The 25,185-nt window shown below is 75.8% G+C and carries 26 protein-coding genes and 1 other RNA gene; 5 read left to right on the top strand and 22 right to left on the bottom strand.

Annotated elements, in window-relative coordinates:
* Positions 1-50: 50 nt before the first annotated feature.
* The 9 genes from BUB17_RS06900 to BUB17_RS06860 all read right to left on the bottom strand — a co-directional run bounded on the left by BUB17_RS06900 (position 51) and on the right by BUB17_RS06860 (position 7,889).
* Positions 51-956: a type II secretion system F family protein gene (locus tag BUB17_RS06900; protein ID WP_175561308.1), complete on the bottom strand. Its 906-nt coding sequence runs from the start codon at positions 954-956 to the stop codon at positions 51-53.
* The gene (locus BUB17_RS28185) at positions 956-1,888 is read right to left on the bottom strand and encodes a type II secretion system F family protein (RefSeq protein WP_072915949.1); all 933 of its coding nucleotides are present in this window, start codon (positions 1,886-1,888) and stop codon (positions 956-958) included. The genes BUB17_RS06900 and BUB17_RS28185 overlap by 1 nt, the downstream gene beginning before the upstream one ends.
* Positions 1,888-3,294, bottom strand: coding sequence for a TadA family conjugal transfer-associated ATPase (locus tag BUB17_RS06890; RefSeq protein WP_072915484.1), 1,407 nt, complete (start codon positions 3,292-3,294; stop codon positions 1,888-1,890). Before BUB17_RS06890 ends, BUB17_RS28185 begins: the two co-directional genes overlap by 1 nt.
* Before the next feature lie 28 nt (positions 3,295-3,322).
* Complete coding sequence (locus tag BUB17_RS06885) at positions 3,323-4,513, bottom strand: CpaE/TadZ family protein (protein WP_072915481.1); 1,191 nt, start codon at positions 4,511-4,513, stop codon at positions 3,323-3,325.
* Positions 4,510-5,244: a Flp pilus assembly protein CpaB gene (gene cpaB, locus BUB17_RS06880; RefSeq protein ID WP_072915478.1), complete on the bottom strand. Its 735-nt coding sequence runs from the start codon at positions 5,242-5,244 to the stop codon at positions 4,510-4,512. Before cpaB ends, BUB17_RS06885 begins: the two co-directional genes overlap by 4 nt.
* 8 nt (positions 5,245-5,252) lie before the next feature.
* Positions 5,253-6,281, bottom strand: coding sequence for a pilus assembly protein TadG-related protein (locus BUB17_RS06875; protein ID WP_244277000.1), 1,029 nt, complete (start codon positions 6,279-6,281; stop codon positions 5,253-5,255).
* A complete protein-coding gene (locus BUB17_RS06870; protein WP_083606110.1) occupies positions 6,269-6,664 on the bottom strand; it encodes a TadE/TadG family type IV pilus assembly protein in 396 nt (131 codons plus the stop codon). Before BUB17_RS06870 ends, BUB17_RS06875 begins: the two co-directional genes overlap by 13 nt.
* A 95-nt stretch (positions 6,665-6,759) precedes the next feature.
* Positions 6,760-7,005: a Flp family type IVb pilin gene (locus BUB17_RS06865; RefSeq protein ID WP_072915470.1), complete on the bottom strand. Its 246-nt coding sequence runs from the start codon at positions 7,003-7,005 to the stop codon at positions 6,760-6,762.
* A gap of 212 nt (positions 7,006-7,217) precedes the next feature.
* Positions 7,218-7,889 (bottom strand): prepilin peptidase, encoded by a 672-nt coding sequence (locus BUB17_RS06860; protein ID WP_072915468.1) that lies wholly within the window; start codon positions 7,887-7,889, stop codon positions 7,218-7,220.
* A 171-nt stretch (positions 7,890-8,060) separates the two neighbouring features.
* Here BUB17_RS06860 and BUB17_RS06855 point away from each other — a divergent pair, with 171 nt between their 5' ends.
* Positions 8,061-8,354, top strand: a complete 294-nt coding sequence (locus BUB17_RS06855) for a hypothetical protein (protein ID WP_072915465.1) — start codon at positions 8,061-8,063, stop codon at positions 8,352-8,354.
* 134 nt (positions 8,355-8,488) lie between these two features.
* Here BUB17_RS06855 and BUB17_RS06850 read toward each other — a convergent pair whose 3' ends face one another.
* The 5 genes from BUB17_RS06850 to BUB17_RS06830 all read right to left on the bottom strand — a co-directional run bounded on the left by BUB17_RS06850 (position 8,489) and on the right by BUB17_RS06830 (position 16,097).
* Positions 8,489-10,822: a lysylphosphatidylglycerol synthase transmembrane domain-containing protein gene (locus BUB17_RS06850; protein WP_072915462.1), complete on the bottom strand. Its 2,334-nt coding sequence runs from the start codon at positions 10,820-10,822 to the stop codon at positions 8,489-8,491.
* A 67-nt stretch (positions 10,823-10,889) separates the two neighbouring features.
* A complete protein-coding gene (locus tag BUB17_RS06845) occupies positions 10,890-12,149 on the bottom strand; it encodes an MFS transporter (protein ID WP_244276998.1) in 1,260 nt (419 codons plus the stop codon).
* Positions 12,150-12,181: 32 nt separating this feature from the next.
* Positions 12,182-13,474 (bottom strand): multidrug effflux MFS transporter, encoded by a 1,293-nt coding sequence (locus tag BUB17_RS06840; RefSeq protein WP_175561307.1) that lies wholly within the window; start codon positions 13,472-13,474, stop codon positions 12,182-12,184.
* Positions 13,475-13,578: 104 nt separating this feature from the next.
* Complete coding sequence (locus BUB17_RS06835) at positions 13,579-14,544, bottom strand: NAD(P)/FAD-dependent oxidoreductase (RefSeq protein ID WP_072915941.1); 966 nt, start codon at positions 14,542-14,544, stop codon at positions 13,579-13,581.
* Between the two features lie 74 nt (positions 14,545-14,618).
* The gene (locus tag BUB17_RS06830) at positions 14,619-16,097 is read right to left on the bottom strand and encodes a protein adenylyltransferase SelO (RefSeq protein ID WP_072915459.1); all 1,479 of its coding nucleotides are present in this window, start codon (positions 16,095-16,097) and stop codon (positions 14,619-14,621) included.
* A gap of 307 nt (positions 16,098-16,404) precedes the next feature.
* Between BUB17_RS06830 and BUB17_RS06825 the strand changes: the two genes are divergently transcribed.
* From BUB17_RS06825 to BUB17_RS26695, 3 genes are all read left to right on the top strand, one after another.
* The gene (locus BUB17_RS06825; protein ID WP_244276996.1) at positions 16,405-17,046 is read left to right on the top strand and encodes a GAF and ANTAR domain-containing protein; all 642 of its coding nucleotides are present in this window, start codon (positions 16,405-16,407) and stop codon (positions 17,044-17,046) included.
* Positions 17,047-17,179: 133 nt separating this feature from the next.
* Positions 17,180-19,021, top strand: a complete 1,842-nt coding sequence (locus BUB17_RS06820; protein WP_072915454.1) for a sensor histidine kinase — start codon at positions 17,180-17,182, stop codon at positions 19,019-19,021.
* 133 nt (positions 19,022-19,154) lie between these two features.
* On the top strand, positions 19,155-19,829 hold the full coding sequence (locus tag BUB17_RS26695; protein WP_072915435.1) for a response regulator: 675 nt from the start codon (positions 19,155-19,157) through the stop codon (positions 19,827-19,829).
* Between the two features lie 227 nt (positions 19,830-20,056).
* Here the strand turns inward: BUB17_RS26695 and BUB17_RS06810 are convergent, their stop codons facing one another.
* The 4 genes from BUB17_RS06810 to BUB17_RS06795 form a co-directional block, all read right to left on the bottom strand.
* Positions 20,057-20,623 carry a dihydrofolate reductase family protein gene (locus BUB17_RS06810; protein WP_072915433.1) on the bottom strand — a complete coding sequence of 189 codons (567 nt, stop codon included), beginning with the start codon at positions 20,621-20,623 and terminating at the stop codon, positions 20,057-20,059.
* A gap of 225 nt (positions 20,624-20,848) precedes the next feature.
* Positions 20,849-21,252, bottom strand: an RNA gene (rnpB, locus tag BUB17_RS06805) — RNase P RNA component class A.
* Between the two features lie 29 nt (positions 21,253-21,281).
* On the bottom strand, positions 21,282-22,001 hold the full coding sequence (locus BUB17_RS06800; RefSeq protein ID WP_072915431.1) for a PIG-L deacetylase family protein: 720 nt from the start codon (positions 21,999-22,001) through the stop codon (positions 21,282-21,284).
* A gap of 53 nt (positions 22,002-22,054) precedes the next feature.
* Complete coding sequence (locus BUB17_RS06795; RefSeq protein WP_072915429.1) at positions 22,055-22,621, bottom strand: hypothetical protein; 567 nt, start codon at positions 22,619-22,621, stop codon at positions 22,055-22,057.
* Between BUB17_RS06795 and BUB17_RS06790 the strand changes: the two genes are divergently transcribed.
* Positions 22,595-23,068 carry a nucleoside deaminase gene (locus BUB17_RS06790; RefSeq protein ID WP_072915427.1) on the top strand — a complete coding sequence of 158 codons (474 nt, stop codon included), beginning with the start codon at positions 22,595-22,597 and terminating at the stop codon, positions 23,066-23,068. The two genes, BUB17_RS06795 and BUB17_RS06790, sit on opposite strands and share 27 nt — an antisense overlap.
* Before the next feature lie 26 nt (positions 23,069-23,094).
* Here BUB17_RS06790 and BUB17_RS06785 read toward each other — a convergent pair whose 3' ends face one another.
* The 4 genes from BUB17_RS06785 to BUB17_RS06775 are packed head-to-tail and all read right to left on the bottom strand — an operon-like array spanning position 23,095 to position 25,167.
* Positions 23,095-24,105 (bottom strand): class I SAM-dependent methyltransferase, encoded by a 1,011-nt coding sequence (locus BUB17_RS06785; protein ID WP_072915425.1) that lies wholly within the window; start codon positions 24,103-24,105, stop codon positions 23,095-23,097.
* Positions 24,102-24,635 (bottom strand): alpha/beta fold hydrolase, encoded by a 534-nt coding sequence (locus BUB17_RS06780; protein ID WP_244276994.1) that lies wholly within the window; start codon positions 24,633-24,635, stop codon positions 24,102-24,104. The genes BUB17_RS06785 and BUB17_RS06780 overlap by 4 nt, the downstream gene beginning before the upstream one ends.
* Positions 24,632-24,811 carry an alpha/beta hydrolase family protein gene (locus BUB17_RS27715; RefSeq protein WP_244276992.1) on the bottom strand — a complete coding sequence of 60 codons (180 nt, stop codon included), beginning with the start codon at positions 24,809-24,811 and terminating at the stop codon, positions 24,632-24,634. Before BUB17_RS27715 ends, BUB17_RS06780 begins: the two co-directional genes overlap by 4 nt.
* Entirely contained in the window at positions 24,808-25,167 is a 360-nt protein-coding gene (locus BUB17_RS06775) for a DoxX family protein (RefSeq protein WP_175561306.1), read from the bottom strand. The genes BUB17_RS27715 and BUB17_RS06775 overlap by 4 nt, the downstream gene beginning before the upstream one ends.
* Positions 25,168-25,185: the final 18 nt, after the last annotated feature.

Raw genomic sequence — 25,185 nt, 5'->3', positions numbered from 1 at the left:
GTCGCCATGGGAACCCTGATGGCGACCGGTGTGCAGATCTCGCGCGGCGGTCACCAACCGCCGAAGGCCGCGGCGATGTCCAGGACGGCGGGGCCCAGCAGCACGATGAACAGCGTCGGCAGGATGCAGAGGATCAGCGGGAAGATCACCTTCACCGGGATCTGCATCGCCTTCTCCTCGGCCCGCTGCCGGCGCTTGAGCCGCATCTCCGCCGCCTGGGTGCGCAGCACGTCGGCGATCGAGACGCCGTACGCGTCGGCCTGCACCACGGCTCGGATGAAGCGGCGCAGGTCGGGCACCGCCGTCCGCTCGGCCAGCGCGAGGTAGGCCTCGCGGCGGGGCTGGCCGACGGCGATGTCCTGCAGCGTGCGCACCAGCTCCTCGGCCAGCGGGCCGCGGCCGTTGCGCCCGGCCCGCGCCATCGCCGCCTCGAAGCCGAGCCCGGCCTCCACCGCGATGGTCATCTGGTCGAGGGTGTCGGCCAGCTCCAGCGCGATCGCCTGCTGCCGCTCCTGCCCCCGGCTGTAGAGCAGCAGCTCGGGGACGACGTAGGCCACGCCGGTGACGACGACGGACACGAGCACCGTCAGCGGACCGGGCCGAGCCGCCACCACCAGCCCGCCGAGCGCCGCGGCGACGACCGCGAGCACCAGCTTGGCCGCCACCAGCCGGGGCACCGGCCACTCCGCCGGGCGCCCCGCGGCGCCGGCCAGCCGGTTGAGCCGGGCGACCGTGCCGGCCGGGGTGAGCGCGCGGGCGAGCCGCGGCAGCAGCCGGACGCGCGGCCGGCCGGGCGCCGCGCCGGGCAGCTCGAGACCGCGCGTCAGGTTGGCGCGGGCACGGGCGGCGGCGTCCTGCGGGCGGGCCAGCAGCGCCCAGCCCAGCAGCGGGACGGCGAGGGCGACGGCCAGCGCGGCAACCAGCACGGCACCAGGGAGCACGGGGATCGGCAGCATCAGAACCGGATCGCCACGGTCTTCTTGAGCCACAACCCGCCGACGGTGAGCAGCACGACGACGGCGGCGATCATCAGGTAGCCGGCCAGGCCCTCGGTGAAGCCGGCCAGGTAGGCGGGGTTGGTCACCGACAGGAAGCCGACGATGCCGAAGGGCAGGGCCATCAGCACGACCGCCGAGAGCTTGCCCTCGGCCGACAGCGCCTTGACCTGCCGGCGGATGGCGTTGCGCTCGCGGATGGTGTGCCCGACCGTGTCGAGGACCTCGGCCAGGTTGCCGCCGACCTCCCGGTGGATGCCGATCGCCTGGGCGACCCAGCGGAAGTCGTCGCTGGCCATCCGCTCGGCCACGTCGTCGAGGGCGTCGCCGAGGTCGCGGCCCACCCGGGTCTCGTTGACGATCCGGGCGAACTCCTCCGCCGTCGGGGAGGCCGCCTCGGTGGAGACGGCATCCACCGCCCGCAGCAGGCTGTGCCCGGCGCGCAGGCTCGACGCCATGAGCTGCAGCGAGTCGTCGAGCTGGTCGGCGAACGCCGCCTGCCGCCGTCCGCGCTTCAGCCCGAGCAGCACCCTGGTGCCCAGCGGGACCGGCGCCGCGAACACGACCGCCAGCGGCACCCCGCCGAGCAGCAGGCCCAGGGCTCCGAGGACGAGGGTGGCCATGCCCACCAGCAGGACGACGTCCGGCAGCGGCATCGCCACCCCCGCCCGCTCCAGCGCCGCCGTGCCGCGGGCCACCAGCCCGCGCCGGGCGAGCACCCGCTCCACCGCGGCGCCGGCCGCGGCCGAGACGCCGGCCAGCGCGGACGCCGGCGGCGCCACCGCGGGGTCGAGCCGGGACAGCGGCACCCGCCGCGGCCCGGCCGGGAGGACGACGAGGGCGAGCAGCAGCAGCGCGCCGGTGACCGCGAGCAGCCCCGCGACGGGCAGCATCAGGCCCACCCCCGCCGCGGCGGAGGCGTGCCGAAGACCCGCGGCGAGACCCGGATGCCGAGCTCGTCGAAGCGGTCGGTGAACCGCGGCCGGACCCCGGTGGGCACCGGCTTGCCGAGGAACCGGCCCGCGGCGTCGACGCCGGCGGAGTAGTCGAAGAGGAAGGCGTCCTGCAGGGTGACCGTCTCCCCCTCCATGCCCTGCACCTCGGTCACGTGGGTCACCCGCCGGGTGCCGTCGCGCAGCCGGGTCAGCTGGACGACGACGTCGACGGCCGAGGCGATCTGCTCGCGGATGGCGCGCAGCGGCAGGTCCATGCCGGCCATCAGCACCAGGGTCTCCAGCCGGGCGATCGCGTCGCGCGGGGAGTTGGCGTGCACCGTCGACAGCGACCCGTCGTGGCCGGTGTTCATCGCCTGCAGCATGTCCAGCGACTCCCCGCCGCGGCACTCCCCGACCACGATCCGGTCGGGGCGCATCCGCAGCGAGTTGCGCACCAGGTCGCGGATGGTGATCGCCCCGCGGCCCTCGATGTTGGGCGGCCGGGACTCCAGCCGGACGACGTGGTCCTGCTGCAGCTGCAGCTCGACCGCGTCCTCGATGGTGACGATCCGCTCGCCGTCCGGGATGAACGAGGAGAGCACGTTGAGCAGCGTCGTCTTCCCGGTGCCGGTGCCCCCGGAGACGATGACGTTGAGCCGGGCCGCCACGCAGGCGCGCAGCAGCTCGGCCATCTCCGGCGACAGGGTGCCGAAGCCGATCAGGTCGTCGACGGTGAACGGGTCCTTGGCGAACTTGCGGATGGTCAGCGTCGACCCGCTGAACGCCAGCGGCGGGATGATCGCGTTGACCCGGGAGCCGTCGGCCAGCCGCGCGTCGACCAGCGGCGAGGACTCGTCGATCCGCCGTCCCACCCGGGAGACTATCCGGTCGATCACGCGGCGCAGGTGCTCCTCGGAGGTGAACCGCGCGGCGGTGCGGACCAGCCGGCCCTCCTGCTCGACGTAGACCGCGTCCGGGCCGTTGCACATGATCTCGGTGACGCTCGGGTCGTCGAGCAGCCGCTGCAGCGGGCCGTAGCCGAGGACGTCGTCGGCCAGCTCGGCGGTGAGCCGCCCGCGCTCCTCGGCCGACAGGGGGACGCGCTCCTCCTCGACGACCTCGTCGAGCTCACCGAGGACGATCGTGCGCAGCTGCTCCTCGGACAGCGACGGGTCGTTCATCCGGTTGCCCATGCGCTCGAACAGCGCCTTGGCGACGCGGTCCTTGAGCTTGGCGAGGGCGTCGGTCGGCGGCGGCACGGCCACCGGGGCGGCGGCCCGGGGGGCCGGCAGCGGAGTGGGCGCATCGGCCTCCGGGACGGCGTGCCGCCCCTGGACCGCGGCGAGGCGCGTGGAGAGGTTCACGACGCCGCCCGGTGCACGGAGGCGGAGGTCACGACGCCGCCCGGTGCTTGGCGCGGTACCGGCCGGGCCGCACGATCGGGGTGGCGGCGAACCGGGACACCAGGCGGCGCAGTTCCTTGGCCGCCGGGTCCTTGCGGCCGCCGGCGACGATCGGCACCCCCTGGTTGGTCGACACCGGTACCGCGGCCGAGCGCGGGACGACGACGTCCACCCCGGTGCCGATGGCGGTCTCCACGTCGCGCACCGAAAGCCCGCCCCGGGCGTCGGCGAAGTTCATGACCACGTGCCGCCCGGCCGGGATCATGCACAGCTCGCGGAGCACGTCGAGCTCCTTGCGCAGCCCGCGGACGCCGGGGACGTCCATGCTGCTGAGCATGACGACGTCGGTGGCGCGGTCGAGGGCGGCGAGCGTCTGCTCCGACAGCCCCGGCGCGGTGTCGACGACGACGTAGCGGAACTCGCGGGCCAGCGACGTCAGCAGCCGGCTGACGTCGGCAGCGGTCACGGTGTCGCCGGCGGCCGGGGACTCCGCTCCGCACACCGCGTACAGGCCGCTGGGGTGCTGGGTGAGGAAGGTCTTGAGCACCATGGTGTCCTCGGCCGCCGGGCCGTGCGCGACGTCGGGCAGCGCGTACTCCGGTGCCAGGCCCAGCGCGGAGGCGACGTCGCCGAACTGGACGTCGAGGTCGACCAGCACCGTCGACTGGGGCGCCGCCGCGGTCAGGCCGATCGCGAGGTTGGCCGAGACGGTGGTCTTGCCGACACCGCCCTTCGGGGAGGCCACGGTGATCACCCGGCCGGTGTAGCGGGCGGTCTCCTCGGCCGGGCGCAGCACCCGCCGCCGCCCGGCCGCGCTGGAGCCGGCGCGCTCGACGGCGGCCCGCAGCTCGCCGGCGTCCGCGGTGGGCGGCAGCAGGTCGCGGACCCCGGCGCGCATGGCCGCCTGCCACGTCTCCGCGGTCGGGGAGGCGAGCAGGACGACGCTGATGCCGGGGCACTGCACGTCGAGGCGGGCGGCCAGGCCGAACACCTCCGGCAGCGGCGCGAGCGGGCCGATCAGCAGGACGTCGGGCAGCTCACCGTCGACCAGCTGCTCGAACAGCCGCGCCGGGTCGGCGGGCAGCCGGCCGGCCGGCAGCACGTGCACGTCGCCGTCGGTCGCCTCCTTGACGCGCAGCACGAGTTCCTCGTCGGCTGCGCCGAGCACCACGCGACTCATGACCAGTCCTTCTCGTAGACGTTCTGGGGGGTGACGACCTCGGTGCCGGACGTGTCGACGCCCGCGGGCTCGAGGGAGAGCCAGACGGTGCCGTGCTCCATGCCGAAGACGACCGCCTCGGCCTGCTCGGGGCGCAGCCCGAGGGTGATCATCAGGCTGGCCGAGGGCGCGGCGCCGCCGGTGGAGGCGGTGTCGGTCGCCTCGCCGTCCGGAGCGGGGGCCGGCGCACCCTGCACCTGGGTGACCAGCACCCGGTTGAGGACGACGTGCGTCCTGCCCTCCAGGGACACGTGCACGCCGACCGTGTCGCCGGCCGCCAGCCGGCCGCCGACGGCGCGCTGCGGCTCGAGCAGGATGCTGACCTCCGACGTCCCCGCCGGGGCGGCCACCGTGCCGGGCACGGTGAGGTCCTCGGGCGCGGCGAAGCGGGTGGCCAGCAGCTGCTCCCCCGGCTGCAGGTCGACGGTGGCGACCCGACCGGTGAGCGCGTCGAGGTCGGTGACACCGCCCGGGACCGCGGCCTTGGCCGGCAGCCGCTCGGTGCGGACCAGCGCGGCCAGGTCCTCCCCCGGCGTCCCCTCCGCGACCGGCCGGTCGACCACGAGCACGTCCACGGTCTGCACCCCGGCCAGGGCACGGGCATCGGCACCGCGCACGTAGGCCAGCAGGACCACGGCGCCGGTGGCGGCGAGGACGAGCGCCGCGAGGGCGGCGATCAGTCGGCGTCTCACGAGGGCCCCTATCGGACGAGTCGGAGGACCCAGGCGCCGAGGGAGGGCGCACCGGGGCCGTAGGAGAAGGAGTCGCCGGCGTCGACGAAGCGGGTGAAGTAGCCGCGGATGCAGCGGTCCTCGCCCTTGCACGGCTTGCCGGAGTCGTACTGGCCGCCGAAGTGGTAGGCGGTGATCGTGAACGCCGCGTAGCCGTGGACGTGGTACCAGGCGCTGCTGCCGGTGCCGCCGGCCTCGTCGAAGATCGGCAGCAGCACGGTGCGGCCCACGAGCGCGGCCACGTCGCCGGGATCGCAGCCCTTGGACGGGCTGTTGCCCGGCTCGGAGGTGAACCGGCCGCCCACCCGGCTGGTGGCCCGGCAGGTGTTCCCGCCGTCGGTGGTCAGCCAGCCGAAGCCGCCGGGGACGAACATCTCGGAGGGCCCGGTGCAGCCGGTGTCGGACTTCTTCGGCAGCTCGATGGTGCGCTCGGTGGTGGTCGAGGGCATGCCCCCGCCGGTCTGGGCCGTGAACTCGCACCAGGAGAAGACCAGCGGCAGCATCGCCGTCCCGGCGTCGGGCGCACCCCAGGCGACGGTCGCGGTGGCGGTCACCTGCGTCGACTCGTGGCCGATGACCGGCGCGAACCAGTGCTCGGTGGGCGTGCTGCCGGTGACCGTGACGCGGAACGGGTCACTGGCGAGCACCGGCGGGGCGGCGGTGGCGTCGCCGAGGTTGGCGTCGACCAGGTCCTGCGCGGTGGCCCGCATGTCGCCGCAGGCGCCGCGGGCGCAGTTCCGGGCCACGGCGAGGGCAGCGGCATCGGCCGCCGTCTGCAGCCGGGCGCGCTCCGCGTAGAGCGCGCCGACGTCGACGGCGATCGCGGTGAACCCGAGGATCGGGACCAGCAGCAGGGCGAGGAGCACCGCCGAGGCGCCGTGCTCGCCGGCCAGCCGCCGCCGGAGGGCAGGGCGGCCTCGTTCTCCGGCCCCGTCCCGGGCACCGCCCTGAGCGGAGCGAAGGGTGGGGAGGACGGGGTCCTGCTTCAGCCGTTGCACCGCATGACCCCCGTTCCGGTCAGGCCGATGCGCGCGCCGAAGAAGTCGGTGAGGAACGGCATCGGGTAGTCGACGGTCACCCGCACGTTCTGGGTCGTGCTCGTCAGGGGGCAGCCGGTCTGGGGCGTGACGGTGATCTGCGCGTTGGTGACCGCCGGGTCGAGCGTGGGGCTGGCGCCCCGGACGGCGGCGCGCGCCGCGGCCGGGTCGTTCTGCAGCGCCATGACGCGGGCGCCCTCGCGGGCGGCGGCGGACAGGGTGCCCTGCACCTGGAACGCGTGCCCGAACTCGGCGATGCCCAGCACCAGCACGAGCAGCAGCGGCACGATCATCGCGAACTCCACGGCACCGGCGCCGTGCTCGTCGCGCAGTCGGGTGCGCACCGGTCCCCCACCTCCTCCCGCTGTCATGGCCTGGGTGCGGCGCGGCGCAGCGGCCCCGGGGGGACGGGGCCGCTGCGCCGTGGCAGGTGCGAGGGTCAGCCGGCAGCCGGAGCGCCGCCGCCGGCGGCGGCGGTGCCGAGGGAGCCGGCGATGCTGGTGAACAGCGCGCTCAGCTGGGTGCGGAGCAGGAGGACCGCGGTGATGATGCCGACGGCGATCAGGCCGACCATGAGGCCGTACTCGACGGCGGTCGCGCCCTTCTCCTCGCGCTTGAGGCGCTCCTCGGCGAACGAGTAGAGCGTGACGATGGTGGCCAGCGGGTTGCTGATGAGGTTGAGCACGGGGACTCCCTGGGGACGGTGCCGGCCGGTGCGGGTCGGGCGACCCGCACGTCGTGGCACTTGCCAAGGGGTGTCGAGCCGTCGGCCTGCCGGCTTGAGGCCCGTTCGCTCGATCGGCCGACGCCGTCCACCTGCCCGGGTGACCGCGATCCCGCTGGTCACCCCCCGTGACGGCCCGGTCCCGGCCATCCCCGCGGAGGTGGCCGGGACGCTCAGGGCAGCAGCGCGGTCCCGCCGATGACGAGGGCGGCGCCGGCGAGCATCGCGGGGCCGAAGGGCAGCTCGCCGCGCAGCCCGATCCGCCGGGTCGCCAGCAGGCCCAGTGCGACGACGGCCTGGACGACGAAGCCGGCGAGCGCCCCCAGCACGACCGCCGCCCAGCCGAGCCACCCCAGGTACAGGCCGAGGAGCGCGGCGAGCTTCACGTCGCCCATGCCCAGGCCGCCGGGCGAGAGGAGGGCGAGCACGAGGTAGACCGCGAACAGGGCCGCGGCGCCCAGCACCGCCCGCAGCAGTGCGTTCCACGCGCCGTCGGCGAGGACAGGGAGCAGCAGCAGCGCCGTCCCCGCCGCCAGCGCCGGTAGCACCACGCGGTTGGGCAGCAGCCGGTGCTGCAGGTCCACCACGGCGAGCAGCACCCCGACGACGGCGAGCAGCAGGAACGCCGGCAGCTCCCAGGTGGGCCCGGTGCGCAGCACGGTGAGCGCCGTCAGCAGCGCGGTCGCGACCTCGACCACCGGCGGGCGGACGGCGACCGGGCCGGGCCCCAGCAGCTCCCGGGCACCTGCTCCCGGGGGCCAGGGGAAACGGCCGGCGGCACGGTTGACCAGCAGGCCCGCGCTCGCCCCGAGGAGCAGGGCGACGACGGCGAGGGCGGCGAGCACGGGGCGACGATGGCACGGTCCGGCCCGCGGGTGCGGCAACGCCACCGGTTCGGGGACGGCGCGAGCCGCCGCGTGCTCGGCCGCGGCTGGTGAGCGGCGCACGGCGCCGACCCGGTCGGTGGCACGGGTCCGTCGTCCCACCGGATCGGTGTTTCCGGCACTCTCGGCGGCATGAGCGAGACCGCGCAGGTCGCCCTGGCCGTCGTCTGCTTCTCCGTGGCGCTGCTCGCTCAGGTGACCGGCCTGGCGATGCTGGTGGCAGACGCCCGTCGGACCGGCTCCACCCTGCGTCGCTGGCGCGACGGCGGCATGGCGGGACGTGAGCCGGAGGCTCCCGTCCGGCTCGCTGAGCTCAGCAGCCTGCTGGACTCCCTGCTGGGCAATCGGTTCGACCGTGCCGCCGCCGCCGTGCTGCTGCTGGTCGGCGTCGTGGCGGGCGCGGTGGGCGGGCTCCTGGCGCTCTGACCGGACCGGCCGGCCGGGACGTCAGGCTCGGTTCGGGCCGGGCACCAGCGGCCACAGCCGCGAACCCGATGAGCCCGGTGGTCCGGGCCCGGACCACCGGGCTCGTGCAGGACGCTGCTCGGCGGCCCATGGGATCAGATGTGCTGCCTGCGCTGCAGCACGAGGAAGGCGAGCCAACCGAACGGCGCCGGCAACCAGAACGTCGCCGTCCGGAACGCGAGCACGGCGGTGAGCGCGGCGGTCACCGGGACACCGGTGGCCGTCAGGGCGCCGACGAGGGCGGCCTCGACGGCGCCGAGCCCGCCGGGCGTGGGCGCCGCCGACCCGATCGTGGACGCCGCGAGGTAGACGACGACGAGCGTCGGCAGGGACAGCGACGCGGAGAAGGCGCGCAGCGAGGCGTCGAGGGCCAGCACGTAGCCGCCGTTGAGCAGCAGGATGCCGAGCACCGCCGTCCCGAGGCGGCGCGGCTGGGTCAGCGCGGCGAGCAGCTGGGGCAGCGTCTGGCGCAGCAGCGGCTCGACGCGCCGGTGCAGCAGCCGCCGGGTCGGGGGCAGCAGGGCCACGACGACGAGCACCGCCGTCGCCGCGAGCAGGACGACGAGGACCTCGCCGCTGGGCAGCAGCGCCGGGCGGGTCCCCGAGACTCCGCTGACCCAGCTGCACGCCAGCAGCACCGCCACGGTGACGACGACGGTGACGAGCTGGCTCACCGCCACGCTGGCCGCGGCGGTCGCCAGCGGGACGCCGGCGCGGTGCAGGTAGCGGATGCCGAGCCCGACGTGCCCCACGGTCGGCGGGGTCACCAACGTGACGAAGGCGGTCGCGACCTGCACCAGCGTGGTGCGGGCCAGCGGCAGGTCGATGGGCACGAAGGCCTGGAAGATCAGCGCCGCGCCGACGTAGGTCACCGCCGAGCCGAGGACCGCGACGGCGAGCCACTCCCAGCGGGCCGCGCTCAGCGCGCTGGCGAGGCTGACCTCGGAGAGCTGGGAGGCCAGCACGTAGGCGGCGATCGTCGCCGCCGCCACGGTGACGATCGTCCGCAGCGGGACGCGCTCGAGCCGCGGCGCCGTCGCGTGGTCCGCTCCGGTCGACCCGGCCAGCTCGGTCCGCAGGTCGCCGACGACGCCGGTCCGGCGCACCGCGTCGCGCAGGGGCGGCGGCAGCACCAGGGGCTGGGCCAGGGCCGCGAGTCGCACCTCCGCCGCCGGCTCGGACCCGTAGCCCGCCCGCAGGGCGGCCACCGCCCCGGGCACGCCGGCGTGCACGGCCGCGCTGACCAGCAGTGCCACGACGTCCAGCTCGCGCTGCAGCTCGGCGGCCGCGGGCTGCGCGGACTGCCACCCGGTGAAACCGACCCCGCCGTCCGGCAGCAGGACGACGGAGTCCGGGTTCAGCGCGCCGTGGGACAGGCCGGCCCGGTGCACGCGCCGCAGCGCGGCGAAGGCGGCGCGGAGCCGGGCGGTCGGGTCGCCGTCCGCGGCCGACAGCGGGGTGCCCGGCAGGGGTCGGGCCACCGACAGCAGCGCCGGGCCCGCGGACAGCATCGTCAGCACCGCCGGCGCGGGGACGTCGGCCGCGCGGGCGATCCCCGCGCACAGCGCCTCCCGCTCCAGCTGCCCGCGCAGCGTCAGCGCGGGCCGGCCGACGACCGAGGACCGCAGCCGCAGCAGCGACACCGCGCGACGGGCCAGCGAGACACCGCCCCGGTCGGGGTCGACGACGGTGACCTCGAGGTCGCCGCCGGGTGAGGCGGCGGCGTAGCGGAGGCTCTCCGGCGGGTGCGGCAGCGGCCGCAGCCCGGTCACCGGGAGGCCGGCCGCGGCGAGGACGGCGCGGATCCGCTCCTCGTCGGGGCGGGCGGGGACGACGCCCAGCAGGACCCGCACGGTCAGACCCGCCGCGGCTCCGGCGAGGACGGCGACGGCTCCGCTGAGCAGGGTGAGGCTGCCCAGCGCCAGCGCGCAGAGCAGCGCCGCCCCGAGCGCCACACGGGCGGGCGCCGACCAGCGCGGGCGTCGCTGCAGGTCGCCGCCGACCAGCAGGCCGACCGCGGCGGCGATCGGGGTCACCGCCGCGTCCTCGGCCGGGCCCAGCAGGTCCTCCCCGCCCAGCAGCCACTCCGCGGCCTCGCCGAGCCCGACTGCCAGCGCGCAGGCCAGGACGGCGGAGACGGCGGTGAAGCGGCGGTGCCGGAGCGCGTCCAGCAGGACGGCGCCGAGCACGGCCAGCACGCCGAGCGAGGCGACGCCGTTGGCGACCGACAGCAGGGTGCGCGGCAGTCCGCCCAGGACGGCGTCCGCGAGGGCGATCCCGGGAGTGGGCACGCCGGGTACCCGTACGGCGAGCAGGACCAGGACGAGCAGCGCACCGGCCGCGAGCGCCAGCCGGACGGCGTCCGCGGGACGGCGGACCCGGGTGCGGGGCCAGAAGGGGATCCGCCGGCCCGCACCTCCCCCCGCCACGGGGGTCAGTATCGGCAGGACCCGACCGCGCCGTCGCGGCCGGGTCGCGCCCCTGCTGGTCGAGGCGTCAGCGGTGCGGGGCGGCCCGCTCGGGTGGGGAGCCCCGGCGGCCTCCCACGGCGGGATCCGCCGCGCGCGCCGAGGCGGGAGGCCCGGGCAGCCGCAGGCTGACCAGCAGCGCGAGCAGCGGCAGGGGCAGCAGGGCGGCCAGCGACCAGGCCAGGCCGTGCGCGTCGGCCAGCAGTCCGAAGAGGGGTGTCACGGCGCCGCCGGCCGAGACGGCCAGGCCGATGGTGACGCCCGAGGCCGTGCCGACCCGGTTGGGGAGCAGCTCCTGCCCGACGGTGGTCTGCACGGAGAAGGGCAGGTAGAGCCCGACGCCCAGCAGGACGGCGGCGGCGAGCGCGACCGGCCAGGACGGCGCGACGACCAGCAGGACCAGCCCCGGGACGGTGAGCGCATAGCCCAGCCGGATGGCCGGCAGCCGACCCCACCGGTCGGCGAGCCAGCCGCCGGCGAGGGTGCCGACCGCCCCGACACCGAGGAAGGTGGCCAGTGCCGCCGAGCCGGCCGAGGTCGAGACGCCGAAGCGGTCGATGACGTGCAGCGCGATCAGGGACGACACCCCGAAGTAGAGGACCGAGCGGATCACCACCATCCCGGTCAGCCAGCCGAAGGACCGCCAGTCGTCGTCCCGCTCCGGCACCCGGCCGGCTGCGGCGGCGGGCCGCGGACGGGCGCCGGCCCGGCGGGCCAGCGCCAGCAGGACGACGGCCGTGACCAGGGCCGGCAGCGCCAGCAGCGGCGTCCCCGCCACGCCGTACGCCAGCAGCACGGGCGTGACCACGACCGGGCCGAGGGCGAGGCCGGCGTTGCCGCCGACGGCGAACCAGCTCATCCCCTGCGCGGAGGCGCCGGCAGCCGCGCGGGCCGCCCGGGCCGCGGCGGGGTGGTAGGCGGCCACGCCGAGGCCGGAGAGCGCCACCGCCGCCCACGTCCACCAGTAGGCGTCGCCGAGGCCGGCCAGCCCGATGCCCACCCCGGCGACCAGCAGGCCCACCGCGGGCAGCCAGGGCAGCGGGCGGCGGTCGGCCAGGACGCCGAAGGCCGGCTGCACCACCGACGACAGCACGGTGGCGGCCAGCGTGATCCCGGTGGCGGCGGCGTAGGAGTAGCCCCGTTCGAGCACCAGGAACGGCAGCAGTGCGGGCACCGCCCCCTGGTACAGGTCGTCCACGACGTGGCTGGCGGTCAGCAGGCCCAGCCCGCGACGGTCGACCACACCCCCGTCCGGGGTCGGCCGGCCGCCCCGGTGCTCGTTCCGCACCAGGGAACCGTGGACGCGCGGCTACCCGGTCGTCAACCGGCCGAGGGTCGGTGGACGGCGGCGGGTGCGTGCTCCTCCGGCGCGTCGGTCAGCTGCCAGGGCCGCACGACGGTGGCGAGGACGACGATCGCCAGCAGCAGCGCGCCGAGGATGACCGCGCCCATCGCCGCGGCGTCGTTGCCCAGCAGGCCGACGAGCGGGGACACCGCGGCGCCGACACCGAACTGCACCGCACCCAGCAGCGCCGCGGCCGAGCCGGCCGCCTCCCCGTGCCGGGACAGCGCGAGGGCCGGGGCGTTGGGCAGCGCCAGGCCGGAGGCGAAGAGCATCGCCCACAGCGGGACGACGACGCCGGGCAGCCCACCGGTGCCGGTGAGCGCCAGGGCGAGCAGCACCGCGCCGGAGAGGGCGCCGGCGACGACGCCCGCCACGAGCACCTGGGCCGGCGCCCAGCGCTTCAGCACCACCGGGTTGAGCTGGGTGGCCGCGATCAGCCAGACGGCCCCGGCGCCGAACAGCAGCCCGAACTGCTGCTCGTCGAGGCCGTACTGCCGCTGGAAGACGAAGGACGACCCCGAGACGTAGCTGAACAGCCCGGCCATCGTGAGGCCCGCGACGAGCACCAGGCCGACCAGCGTGCGGTCGCGGAGCAGCCCCCGGTAGGTGCGCAGCGTGCCGGCGACCCCGCGGGTGCTCCGCCGGGACGGCGGCAGCGTCTCGCGCAGGCCGAGCGCGCCGACGGCGAGCAGCAGCAGTCCGTAGACCGCGAGGACGGCGAAGATGCCGCGCCAGCTGGTGAACCGCAGCAGCTCCCCGCCGAGGGTCGGCGCGAGCACCGGCGCGGCCCCGAGCACCAGGAAGAGGCGGGACAGCATCGTGGCCGCCGCCCGCCCGGTGAACAGGTCGCGGACGATCGCCATGGCGACCACCGCGCCGGCCGCGGTGCCCACGCCCTGCAGCACCCGCAGCGCGCCGAGCACCTCGATGCTCGGGGCGACCAGGACCAGCGCGGAGGCCACCACGTACAGCGCCGTCCCGGCCAGCAGCGGACCCCGCCGCCCGAACGCGTCGGACAGCGGACCGAGCACCAGCTGCCCCAGGGCCAGGCCGATGAGCGTGCCGGTGAGGGTCAGCTGGACCATCGCCGACGTCGTCCCCAGCTCCGCCGTGATGGTCGGCAGCGCGGGCAGGTACATGTCGATGGTCAGCGGCCCGATGGCGACGAAGGCGCCGAGGAGGAGCGCGAGCAGCGCCCGGTTGGGCGGGGCGGCCGCAGTCGTCGGTGCGAGCGGCGCAGCGTCAGCGCGGTCCTGCAGGTCGGTCACGGTCGTCCATTCGTCGAGCGGTGTCAGGGGCGGCCCACGCTGGCCAGACGGAAGGGCCAAGGCGGGACCGGCGCCCGCCATTCCTGGACGACACCGGACGCTGGTCACACCACCAGCGGCTCGTGGGACGCGGCGACCGCCCGGCGGGTGTCCTCGGCGACGAGGTCGGCGTTCACCTGCGCCGCGGCGAACGCCCCTGCTGCCGCGGCCGCGCCGACCTGGGCGGCCAGGTCGGTGACGTTGCCGGCGACCCAGATCCCGGGGACGTCGCTGCGCCCGGCGGCGTCGGCGGCGAGGTGCTCCCCCATCCCCGAGGGGTGCGGCACCGGGGTGAGCCCGAGCCCGGCGAGGAAGCCGGCGCGGGCCACCATCCGCGACTGGACCGCGACCGCCCGGCGCTCGACCACCGAGCCGTCGGCCAGCCGCACGCCGACGAGCCGGTCGTCGGCCAGCTCCAGCCCGGCCACCTCGCCGGTCACCACGGGGATGCCCAGGGCGGCCAGCTGCTCGGCCTGCTCACCGATCGGGGCCGGCTGGGTGTGCGCGAACAGGGTGACGTCGGCGCTGAGCTGCCGGAACAGCAGCGCCTGGTGCACCGCCATCGGCCCGCAGGCCAGCACGCCGATGGGCTGGTCGCGCACCTCCCAGCCGTGGCAGTACGGGCAGTGCAGCACGTCCCGTCCCCACCGCTCGCGCAGCCCGGGTACGTCGGGCAGCTCGTCGACCAGCCCGGTGGTGACCAGCAGCCGGCGCGCGCGGGTGGTGCGCCCGTCCGCCAGCCCGACGGTGAGGCCGTCGCCGTCCCGGGCCGCCGTGACGACCTCGCCGTCGACCACCGAACCGCCGTAGGAGCGGACCTCGGCCCGTCCCCGCTCGAGCAGCTCGCCGGGCGGCATGCCCTCGCGGGCCAGCAGCCCGTGCACGCCCGTCGCGGGTGCGTTGCGCGGCGCGCCTGCGTCGACCACTCCCACCGACCGCCGCGACCGGGCCAGCACGAGGGCTCCGTTCAGCCCCGCCGCGCCCCCGCCGACCACCACGACGTCGTACTCGTTCCTCAGCTCGTCGGTCACCGTGACCACCTCCACGGCAACGGTGCGGCGAACGCTGCTCCGACGGCAAGGATCGTTGCCGGTCCGGCAAAGCCTCAGGTGCCGCAGAAGGTCCGGTAGGGGCCGGTGCCGCCGGGCGCCGGGGCCGCGTAGCGCTCGAGACCCGGCCGCTCCTCGTAGGGGGCGGCCAGCACCTCGAGCAGCCGCTGCAGCGGGGCCAGGTCTCCCTCGGTCGCGGCCGTCAGGGCCTCCTCGACGAGGTGGTTGCGCGGGATGTAGACGGGGTTGGCCCGGTCCATGGTCTCGGCGTCCGGGCCGAGGGCGCGCCACCGCTCGAGCCAGGAGTCGAACCGCGCGAGGTCCAGGACGAGCAGGCGCGCGGGCTCGGCGTCGCCGCGGGCCGCGGTGCCCAGCGCGCGGAAGAACGACGTCAGGTCGACGCGGCTCTCCTGCATCAGGCCGAGCAGCTCCTCGACGAGCGCCGTGGCGATCTCGTCGTCCAGCCCCTCGGGCACGCCGAGCTTGCCCCGCATGCCCGCCGTCCAGGCGGCGTTGTACTGCGGGCGGAACCGCTCGAGCGCCTCGATCGCGAGGGCGACCGCCTGCTCCTGGTCGTCGGCGAGCAGCGGCAGCAGCGCCTCGGCGAACCGGGCGAGGTTCCACTCGGCCACGATCGGCTGGTTGCCGTAGGCGTACCGCCCGCCGGCGTCGATCGAGCTGAACACGGTGGCCGGGTCGAAGGCGTCGAGGAAGGCGCAGGGCCCGTAGTCGATGGTCTCGCCGGAGATCGTCGTGTTGTCGGTGTTCATGACGCCGTGCACGAAGCCGACCAGCATCCACTGCGCGACGAGCGACGCCTGGGCGGCGACCACGGCCTCGAAGAGCGCGAGGTACGGGTTCTGCGCATCCGCCGCTCCACCGTCACCCGACCCGACCCCGTGGCGGGCGATGGCGTGGTCGGCGAGCCGGCGCAGCAGGTCGACGTCCCCCGTGGCGCGGGCGTACTGGAAGCTGCCCACCCGCAGGTGGCTGCCCGCGACGCGGGCCAGGACGGCGCCCGGCAGCAGGGTCTCGCGGCGCACCGGGCGGCCGGTCGCCACCACGGCGAGCGATCGGGTCGTGGGGATGCCGAGGGCGTGCATCGCCTCGCTGATCACGTACTCGCGCAGCATCGGCCCGACCGCGGCCAGCCCGTCGGCGCCGCGGGAGAACGGCGTGCGGCCCGAGCCCTTGAGGTGCAGGTCGCGCAGCCGGCCCTCGACGTCGGTCAGCTCGCCGAGCAGCAGCGCGCGGCCGTCACCCAGGCGCGGGACGAACCCGCCGAACTGGTGGCCGGCGTAGGCCTGTGCGACCGGCTTGGCGCCGTCGGGCACGGCCGTGCCGACCAGCAGGCGCACGCCCTCCGGGCTGCGCAGCGCACCCGGGTCGAGGCCGAGCTCGATGGCCAGCGCGTCGTTCAGCACGAGCAGCCGCGGGTCCGGCGCCTCGTCGGCCTGCCACGGGACCGCCATCTCCGGCAGCTCGCGGGCGAAGCGGTCGTCGAACGACACGGTCGGTGCGGGGGCGACGCTCACAGGGTGGACAGCACCCCCGGTACCGCTGGTGTTCCCGTGGACCGTCCGCACCGGGGTTCCCCCGCGCACAACAATGTCGCGCCACCCGAGTAGCGTGGTGCTCGCGCTGGGCGCCCCCGCTACCCCGGCGCGCGGACGGCGAGCACTCGTCACACGCGGAATCCGGGTGCGGGCTCCGGGGCTGAGCTCGACCCGGAGTCCGGCGAGTCGGAGAGGGACGCCGATGTCCCCGGAACGACAACCACACCCATCCGCCGTCGCTGAGGTCCTGGAGTACCTGAGCCGGCCGTCGGGACGCGAGCAGCCGATGGAGGGGGCGCTGCAGCGCGTCACCGACCTGGCCAGCACGGTGCTGCCCGGCAACCCCGAGGCCTCGGTCACGCTGGTGGTCCGGGAGCACCCGTCCACCGTCGTGGCCACCGGCCTGCTCGCCGTGGACCTGGACGAGGGCCAGTACGAGTGCGGTTCCGGCCCCTGTCTGCACGCCGCCGTAACGCGGCAGATCGCCGATGTCCCCGACACCCGCAGCGAGACCCGCTGGCCGGACTACGCGCGGCGAGCCGCCGGGAGCGGCGCGCTGAGTTCCCTGTCGGTGCCCCTGGTCATCGACGCTCCGCAGGTGTCGGGATCGCTCAACCTCTACGCGCAGCGACCGAACGGCTTCGACGAGGGAAGCCGGTCGACCGCCACGCGGTTCGGGCTCTACGCCGCGCTGGCCGCCGGGACCCTGTCCCGCTACCGACGCGCCGTGGAGCGGGCGGACCGCCTGGAGGTGACGTTCGCGTCGCGGGCGGTCATCGAGCAGGCCAGGGGCATGCTCATGGAGCGCCACGGGGTGACCCCCGACGGGGCGTTCCGCATCCTGGCCCGGGCGTCGATGCACACCCACAGCACGGTGCGCCGCCTGGCCGAGCACCTCGTCGACACCGGCGTCCTCCGCTGCCGGTAGGTCCTCGCCGACCCTCGCCGGACCCGGCTCCTCCCCAGTCGCACCGCCTATAGTCCTGGCCGCCGGCTCCGACGGATGACATCGGGGACACCCGCTCGTGCAGCACGGCCGGCGGCGGGATGCGGGAGGCGACGTGCCGCACTCGACCACCTCGCTGGTGCGGACGACGACCTGGCTGACGCTGGCGCTCGGCGCGGTCTACGCGGTCACCCTCGTGCCGGGCGTGCGCCTCACGCCCGGCTACCGGGCGGCTCTCGACTGGTGGCTCAACATGGCCGTCGACGGCCTCGTCATCCTCGTGCTCGCGCTCCGCGTCCTCGTCGACCGCCGGGACCGGGCGGCCTGGCTGCTCATGACCGCGGGTCTCGGAGCCGCCTTCGCCGGCAGCACCGCCTACTTCGCGTACTACCAGCACCTCGACCCGATCCCGAGCCCGTCGTGGGCCGACGCGGGGTGGTTGCTCTTCTACGCCCTGCTCGCCGCCGGGCTGGTCCTGGGATTGCGTACCCGGGCCCGCAGCATGCCGTTCAGCCTCTCGCTCGACGGGCTGATCGCCGGCCTGACCGCCGCCGCGCTGGCCGAGAACTACGTCGAGGGAGCAACCGTGCCCCTCGGAGGAGACGGCGTCGCGACGCTGACCACGGCCTACCCGATCGCCGACCTGCTCCTGCTGGCCCTGGCGGTCGCCGCACTCGCCATGCTCGGGAGGGGCGCCGGCTGGTCCTGGTGGTTGCTGTGCGCGTCGTTCGGGACCTTCTTCGTGACCGACGCGGTCTACGCCGGCCTGGTGGCGAGCGACGCCTACGTGGGGGGCGAGCCGGTGGACCTGGGGTGGCTGCTGGCCCGGCTGCTGCTGGCCGGCGCGGCGCTGGCGTCCCTGCGCTCGACGGAGTCGCGGACCGTGGACCTGGAGGGGGTCACCGTCCTGGTCCTGCCCGGCGTCTGCGGCCTCGCCGTCCTCGGGCTGCTGTTCCACGGCAGCGTGTCCGGGACCAGCCCGGTCGCCGCGGTCCTCGCACTGGCCGCCGGCGTGCTCATGGTCGGGCGGACGGCCCTGACGTTCCGGGAGCTGCGGGTGCTCACCGAGGCCCGCCAGCGCGCGCTGGGCGAACGCCTCGTCGAGGCCCAGGACGACGAGCGCGCCCGCATCGCCGCCGACGTCCACGACGACTCCATCCAGGCGCTGGCGGCCGTGGACCTGCGCCTGGGCGCCCTGCGGAACCGGTTGCGCGCACGTGCACCGGAGGAAGTAGCCGGCGTCGAGACCGTGATGGACGCCGTCCACGGCGCCGGCGTGCGGCTGCGCTCGCTGTTGTTCGAGCTGGAGACGCCGGTCCTCGACGCGTCGCTGACCGACGGGCTGCGCGACGCGGCGGCCCAGGTGTTCGAGGACGGCGACGTCGCGTGGTCGGTCGAGGAGCGGGGGCAGGCGCTGCTCCCGCAGCAGGTGCGGGTGTCCGCGTACCGGATCGCCCGCGAGGCGATGGTCAACGCCCGCAAGCACGCACGGGCACGCTCGGTCACCGTGACCGTCGACGCGACCGGTCGTGGCGTGGAGGTGCAGGTCGTGGACGACGGCCGCGGGGTGGATCCTGCGGCGATGGCGCGCTCGGGGCGCCGGCACTCCGGTGTGGTGGCGATGCGCGACCGGGCGCTGGCGTCGGGCGGCTGGTGGCGGTCCCGGCCCGGGCCCGGCGGGGTCGGCACCGCCGTGTCGTTCTTCCTCCCCGTGCCGGGCGCGGAACTCGCCGGCGCGCCGCGGTCGGGTCCGCGGGCAGCAGGTGAGCAGGCGGCGGACGAGGTCGGCCGCCCCGGGCACACCCACGACGAGGTGGCCCTCCACGCACCGGCGCAGCAACAGGGGGAGGTCGCCGGCGAGGGCCCCCGTGAGCAGGTGGGCGGAGGTCCGTCTCCCGTTCCACCAGCCCGGCCACGGCGGATCCGATCCGGGGGTCGTCAGCGATCCCGGCAGTGATCTCGCCGCGGACCGGGGACACCAGGAGCGTGCCGGCGCAGCCCGGCCCGCTCGTCGTGGTGGGTGCGCACCGCCCCTGTGGTCGCCCGCACAGCAGGCGACCACCCCGCCCGGTGCGTGCCAGACTCCGAGGGTGATCGGGCCCGGAACTCCTGACGGGCCCCCGCCCGCTCCGGTGCGGGTCCTGGTCGTCGACGACCACCGGATGTTCGCCGCCAGCCTCGCCCAGGCACTGCAGTCCGAGCCGGACCTGGTCGTCGTCGGGCAGGGGACGTCGATCGCCGAGGCGCGGGACCTGATGGCGTCGACCGCTCCCGACGTCGTCCTCCTGGATCACCGCCTGCCCGACGGCGACGGCGTGGCGGCCATCGTCGGGCTGCACGCCGTCCAGCCCTCCGCGAGGATCGTGGTGCTGACCGCCACGACCTCCGATCGCGTCCTCGTCGCCGCCATGGAGGCCGGTGCCGCGGGGTTCATCGCCAAGACGCAGCAGCTGGACGACCTCATGGAGGGCGTGCGGGCTGCGGCCCAGGGCGAGTCCGTGGTCAACGCCAGGCTGCTGACCCGGCTCCTGCCACGCCTGCGCAGACAGGGCGGTGGCAGCGGGGCCACGCTGACCGAGCGCGAGCGCGAGATCCTCGACCTGCTGGCACGGGGGCTGTCCAACGCCGACATCGCCCAGCGGTTGACGATCAGCGTGCACACCGTCCGGAACCACGTGGCGAACCTCTCGGCCAAGCTCGGGGCGCACTCCAAGCTCGAGGTCCTGTCGATCGCCGTCCGGGATGGCCTGGTCGACGGCAGCTGACCGCGGGCCGCATCCACAGGTCACCGGCGGTCGACGGATGAGTCGGCCGTTACGCCGGGGCACGTGGTGGGGTCCTCTGCCATGGTCGACCGACGTCGATCGCGGGCCTGACCAGCCGTGTGCGGTTGACGCCGGTTGGCCGCGGACGGCTGTTCCTGGCCGTGTTGCGGACACCGTGCGGACTCGAGCGCGGCCTCCGGCTCGCCGGGACCGCTCGACGTCGGCGCTCAGGGCCGTCGGACGGCGTAGCGCAGCAGGACGACGCCGTTGCCGAACCGCTGGTTCTCCACCAGCTCCAGGTCGGTGGGGTCGTCGGCGGTCTCGAACAGCCGTCGACCGCGGCCGATGACGACCGGGTTGACGTAGAGCCGGTACTCGTCGACCAGGTCCAGCCGGCGGAAGGTCTCGACCAGGTCGACCCCGCCGAGCGTCATGTCCCCGCCGGGCTGCTGCTTCAGTGCGCGGATCTCGTCGGGGTCCACCTCTGCCCGCAGCGAGGCGTTGGGGCCGACCTCCCGCAGCGTGCGGGAGAACACGATCTTCGGCACCGCCCGCCAGATGCCGGCGAACTCGCGCATGATCGGCGAGGAGTCCGGGTTCTGGTCGGCGGTCGGCCAGAACTCCTCCATGAGCTCGTAGCTGACCCGACCCTCCATGAAGGCGCTGTTGGTCGCGAGCTGCTCGTTGAAGTGCGCGTGCAGCTCCTCGTCAACGAGGTGCCAGCTCAGGTCGTGGTCCGGCCCCTCGAAGTAGCCGTCCAGCGACAGCATCATGTGCACGACGATCTTCCGCATGCGTCCTCCTGGTCCACGATCCGGTCCGGGAGCTCGGACCGGCGGATGCGGACGATCTCATCGGTCCCGCCGGTTCGCTCGGCACGGCCGGTCGGGGATGCGCCTGTGGCCCGGCTCGGACGACCGGACACGTGCCGCGGTGGACGCCGTCCTCGGCCGAGGTGCGGACCCGGTGCGGACTGCCGCCCACCTTCGACTGCACTCCTGCAGCTCAGCGGCGGGCGACGGACGAGTCGGCCTGTACGCCGGGTTCTGTCCACGGGTGCCTCACGGCATCCCGATGGGCGGTCATCCATCTAGGCCTGCCGTTGCCGGCAGGCTCCAGCGGTCCACCCGCAGGCATCGGGCGGGCAGCCCTCGAACGCCTGCGCAGGACGGCGGCGGACCGCCGTCCCTCTCGACCTTGCTCCGGGTGGGGTTTACCGAGCCGCACCGGTCACCCGGCGCGCTGGTGGTCTCTTACACCACCGTTTCACCGTCACCGGCGGCGAGCCGCCGGTGGTCTGTTCTCTGTGGCACTGTCCCGCGGGTCACCCCGGGTCGCCGTTAGCGACCACCCTGCCCTGTGGAGCCCGGACGTTCCTCGGCGACGGGGTCTCCCCCGCCGACGCGACCGCCCAGCCGACTCGTCCGTCGTGCTGAGCAGTCTAGGCGGTGGTCATCCCCAGAACAGCCGGAAGCCGACCCGGCGGCCACCGTCCTCGGTCAGGGTCGACATGTCGACGACCTGACGTGCCTGCACGTCGACCGGGTCGTCCGAGAGCAGCTCCAGGTAGCGGCGGTGCTCGGTGAGCGAGGCGACGGCCAGTTCCACCGTGTCGCTGACATCGATCTCGTGCGGCGGGTCGGTCAGCTCCCCGACGGCGATGTACTGCACGCCGCTCCAGCGCTCCTCGGTCAGGTCCGGGAAGATCCACTCGTTCGCGGCGTCGGCGACCGCGTCGATGACGCACTGCCCGAGCGCCCGGTGGTCCGCGGAGTTCACGTACGCCGGTGACACACCGGGCGGGGTCCAGGTCGCGCCGAAGTAGCCGGTCACGACGAGCTCGGGACGGTGCCGCCGGATCGCCCCGGCGAGGTCGCGCCGCAGGTCCGGTCCGGCCACCAGCGTGCCGTCCCGGTGGTCGAGGAACTCCACCTCGCTGACGCCGACGACGGCTGCCGAACGCCGCTCCTCCTCCTCGCGCAGCGGCCCGGCCTCGTGCGGTGGCACCCCGGCCATCCCCGCCTCGCCACGCGTGGCCAGCAGGTAGTGCACCTCCTTGCCGGCCGCGGTCCACACGGCCACGGCAGCGGCCAGTCCGTACTCGATGTCGTCGGGGTGCGCGGCCACGACCAGCGCGCGCTGCCAGTCGTCGGGCATCGGGAGAGGTGGCATGGCGGGCAGTGTGCCCCCCGGGGACGACGGATCACGAGGCCCGGGCGCTCAGCTCAGCAGGTGGGCCAGCGGCGGCTTCTCCCGCCAGGCCTGCACCAGCGGCGCCAGCCCGTCGAACAGTGCGGGCAGCTCGACACCCAGCGGGAGGACGGCGAGCAGCTGGAGGTCGCGCCCGCGCTCGGCCACCGCGGCCAACTGGTCGTCCAGCGGCGGGAGACCCCGGCGCGCGGCCCGGCGGCGTAGCCGGCTCGTACGTCCGGTGGTGCGCCTGCCAGGTTCCACTCCCGCAGCCCGCGGTGGACGTGCTCGAGGTCGGAGACCACGGGCCCGGCGGCTGTCGGGAGGAGGTTGTGGAACAGGGCGTCCCCGTGCACCGGCCGCACGTGCGCGCCGGGGAACGCCACGGCGAAGGCGGCCGGGTCCTCGGCCGGCGGCCGCAGCAGCGTCCACTCGGCGCGTGCCTGCTCGACGTCCTCCTCCGGCAGCAGGCCGCCGAGCGCGTCGATCCCGTCCGGGATCGACGCGTCCAGCCGGAGCCACCGGTCCAGCTCGGCCGGGCAGTCGGCGAGGGTCGCGTGGGCCAGGATGGGCGCATGGTCGACGACGCGGACCTCGCCCACCTGCGCCGCTGCGTGGCGCTCGCTCGCGCCGCGCTCGAGGCCGACGACGAGCCCTTCGGGTCGGTGCTGGTCGACGCCGGGGGCCGGGTCCGCTTCGAGGACACCAACCACGTGGCCGGTGGCGACGCCACCCAGCACCCGGAGTTCGCCATCGCCCGCTGGGCCGCCGAGCACATGAGCCCCGAGGAGCGGGCCGCCGCGACCGTCTACACCTCCGGGGAGCACTGCCCCATGTGCGCCGCCGCGCACGGCTGGGTCGGGCTGGGCCGCATCGTCTACGCCAGCTCGTCGGCCCAGCTCGTGTCCTGGCTGGCCGAGCTCGACGTCCCGCCGCCACCGGTGACGGCCCTTCCCGTCAACGAGATCGCCCCGGGCGTGCCGGTCGAGGGCCCGGTGCCCGGCCTCGACGAGGAGGTCCACGAGCTGCACCGACGGCTGCACGGGTAGCGGCGGGCCGTCGAGGGCTCGGCCGCTCAGCGGCGGGCCAGCACGGCGACCAGGGGCTGCCCCGGCACGAGCCGCCGGGCCGGCTCGGGCCGCAGCCCCGCGTCGGCGAGCTGTCGGCGCAGCGGCTCGACCTCGGGCAGCTCCATGCCCTCCCCCTGGGCGCGGAGCAGCAGGTCGAAGTGCCGGCTGAACGGGTCCGGCGTTGCGGCGGTCGTCGTGACGAGCAGCGCGCCGCCCTCGGACAGCAGTCCCGCCAGGGCCCGGAACAGCGGGACCCGCTCGGCCGGCGGCAGGTAGTAGACGACGTTGGCGAGGAGCGCGAGGTCGTAGGGGCCGCCGGCCTCGCCCCCGGCCGCCAGGGCCAGCACGTCGCCGCGCAGGACGCGAGCCCGCCGGGCCAGCCCGCGCTGCGCGAGCAGCCGCTCGGCGATGTCGGCGACGGCCTCGTCGACCTCGATCCCCGTGCCCTCGGCCGCCGGGCCCGCGACCAGCATCGCGGCCAGGTTCTGCCCCGCTCCGCACCCGACGTCCAGGATCCGCGTGGGCCGCACCTCGCGCACCGCGGCTACCAGCGCCTCGTGCAGGACCGGCTCCATCGCGCGGGTGAGCTGGGCGATCGTCTCCCCCTGCTGCGCGATGTCGCGGCGGGCCGGCCCGCCGTGCAGCTGGGAAGGGAGCTCCCGGTAGAGCCCGGTGTGGTAGCCGGCGAACCCCTCGTACGCCGCGCGCACCACCTCGTCGTCCAGCAACCGACGTCCGCGCCGGGACAGGGACCACCCGCCCGCCGAGGCGCGGACGAGTCCGTGGCCCTGCAGCACCCGCAGCCACGGCTCGAGCAGGTTCCCGTCGTCGAGACCGAGCCGCGCGCGCACCGAGGCGGTGTCGGCCGGCCCGTCCCGCAGGCACTCCAGCACGCCGGTGGACAGGCCCGCCGCGCCCACCGCGACCCGGACGGCGGCCAGGCCGTCACGGGAGGCGCGCAGCCACGCCAGCCCGCCGCCGCGGAAGAGCTTCGCGACGGCGACGAGGCGGCTCATGCTCCCTCTCCCGCGACCGCCAGCAGGACGGCGGCCAGCTCGCCCGGCGCGCTGACCATCGGGTCGTGGCCGGTGACCAGCTCGACCACCTCCCACCCCGGCTGCGACCGGACCAGCCGCCGCGAGGGGTCGATCGTGGGCAGCGCGGGAGCGGTGCAGTCGACGAAGGTCCGCGGCCGGGCGGCCCACCGGTCGGCGTCGAAGTGCAGCGGCTCGTCGTACACCCCGCCCGGCTGCGGGGTCTGCCGCCGCTCGACCCACGCCGCGTCGCCCCCGGTGAGCCCGTAGGCCGACACCGGCGGCGGCGGGAGGTGCCCGTGCTCGGCGATGACCGCCCGGCGGGCGGCCCGCACCTCCGGCGGGTTGCCGTCGGCCCAGCTCTGCCCCGGCGTCGGGACGACGGCGTCGACGTACACCAGCCGGCCGATCTCCTCGCCCAGCCGGTCCGCCGCGCCGGTGACCACGAGCCCGCCGTAGCTGTGCCCGACGAGCACGGCGCCGCGGCACTCCTCGGCCCGCACGGCGGTCACGACGTCCTCGACGTGCGTGGCGAGGGTGACCTCCGGTGAGAGCTGGTGCGCCCGCTCCCCACCCCGGTCAGCGGCACGGGGACGACGGCGTGCCCGGCCCGCTCCAGCGCCGGCAGCACCCGCTCCCAGCACCAGGCGCCGTGCCAGGCCCCCGCCACGAGGACGACGGCGGTCATCGGCCCCGCGCCACGCGCAGCGCCGCGCGGATGAGCGGTGCCTGCAGCGGCAGCCGGACGGCGGCCACCGTCATCGGCAGCGCCCGCCGCGGCACCACCCGGAAGGTGTGCAGGTGCGCGGGCACGAAGGCGACCAGCAGCGCCGCCGCGGCCCAGCCCCCGGCCCGCCGCGTCGCCGGCACCGCCATCAGCCCGGCGGTCGCGATCTCGGCGACCCCGCTGGCGTGCACCCAGGCGCGGGCGTCGCCCAGCTCCGGTGGCACCAGCCACTCGAAGGTCCGCGGCCGGATCAGGTGCAGCACCCCCGACCCGCCGAGCGCCGCCACCAGGACCGTCGCCGTCCGCGTGAGCTCCACCCGGTCACCGTAGGCTCG

It is taken from the genome of Geodermatophilus obscurus, from assembly GCF_900143215.1.
GTDB lineage: Bacteria > Actinomycetota > Actinomycetes > Mycobacteriales > Geodermatophilaceae > Geodermatophilus > Geodermatophilus obscurus_A.
This window is presented reverse-complemented; position numbering and strand designations above follow the sequence as displayed.

Excerpts from the sequence above, each read along its gene's own strand:
- BUB17_RS06855 (WP_072915465.1), top strand. The coding sequence starts at position 8,061 with ATGAGCGAGACCGCGCAGGTCGCCCTGGCCGTCGTCTGCTTCTCCGTG.
- BUB17_RS27715 (WP_244276992.1), bottom strand. The coding sequence starts at position 24,811 with ATGACCGCCGTCGTCCTCGTGGCGGGGGCCTGGCACGGCGCCTGGTGC.
- BUB17_RS06800 (WP_072915431.1), bottom strand. The coding sequence starts at position 22,001 with ATGCCACCTCTCCCGATGCCCGACGACTGGCAGCGCGCGCTGGTCGTG.
- BUB17_RS06825 (WP_244276996.1), top strand. The coding sequence starts at position 16,405 with ATGGAGGGGGCGCTGCAGCGCGTCACCGACCTGGCCAGCACGGTGCTG.
- BUB17_RS06790 (WP_072915427.1), top strand. The coding sequence starts at position 22,595 with ATGGTCGACGACGCGGACCTCGCCCACCTGCGCCGCTGCGTGGCGCTC.
- BUB17_RS06785 (WP_072915425.1), bottom strand. The coding sequence starts at position 24,105 with ATGAGCCGCCTCGTCGCCGTCGCGAAGCTCTTCCGCGGCGGCGGGCTG.
- BUB17_RS06900 (WP_175561308.1), bottom strand. The coding sequence starts at position 956 with ATGCTGCCGATCCCCGTGCTCCCTGGTGCCGTGCTGGTTGCCGCGCTG.
- BUB17_RS28185 (WP_072915949.1), bottom strand. The coding sequence starts at position 1,888 with ATGCTGCCCGTCGCGGGGCTGCTCGCGGTCACCGGCGCGCTGCTGCTG.
- BUB17_RS06885 (WP_072915481.1), bottom strand. The coding sequence starts at position 4,513 with ATGAGTCGCGTGGTGCTCGGCGCAGCCGACGAGGAACTCGTGCTGCGC.
- BUB17_RS06810 (WP_072915433.1), bottom strand. The coding sequence starts at position 20,623 with ATGCGGAAGATCGTCGTGCACATGATGCTGTCGCTGGACGGCTACTTC.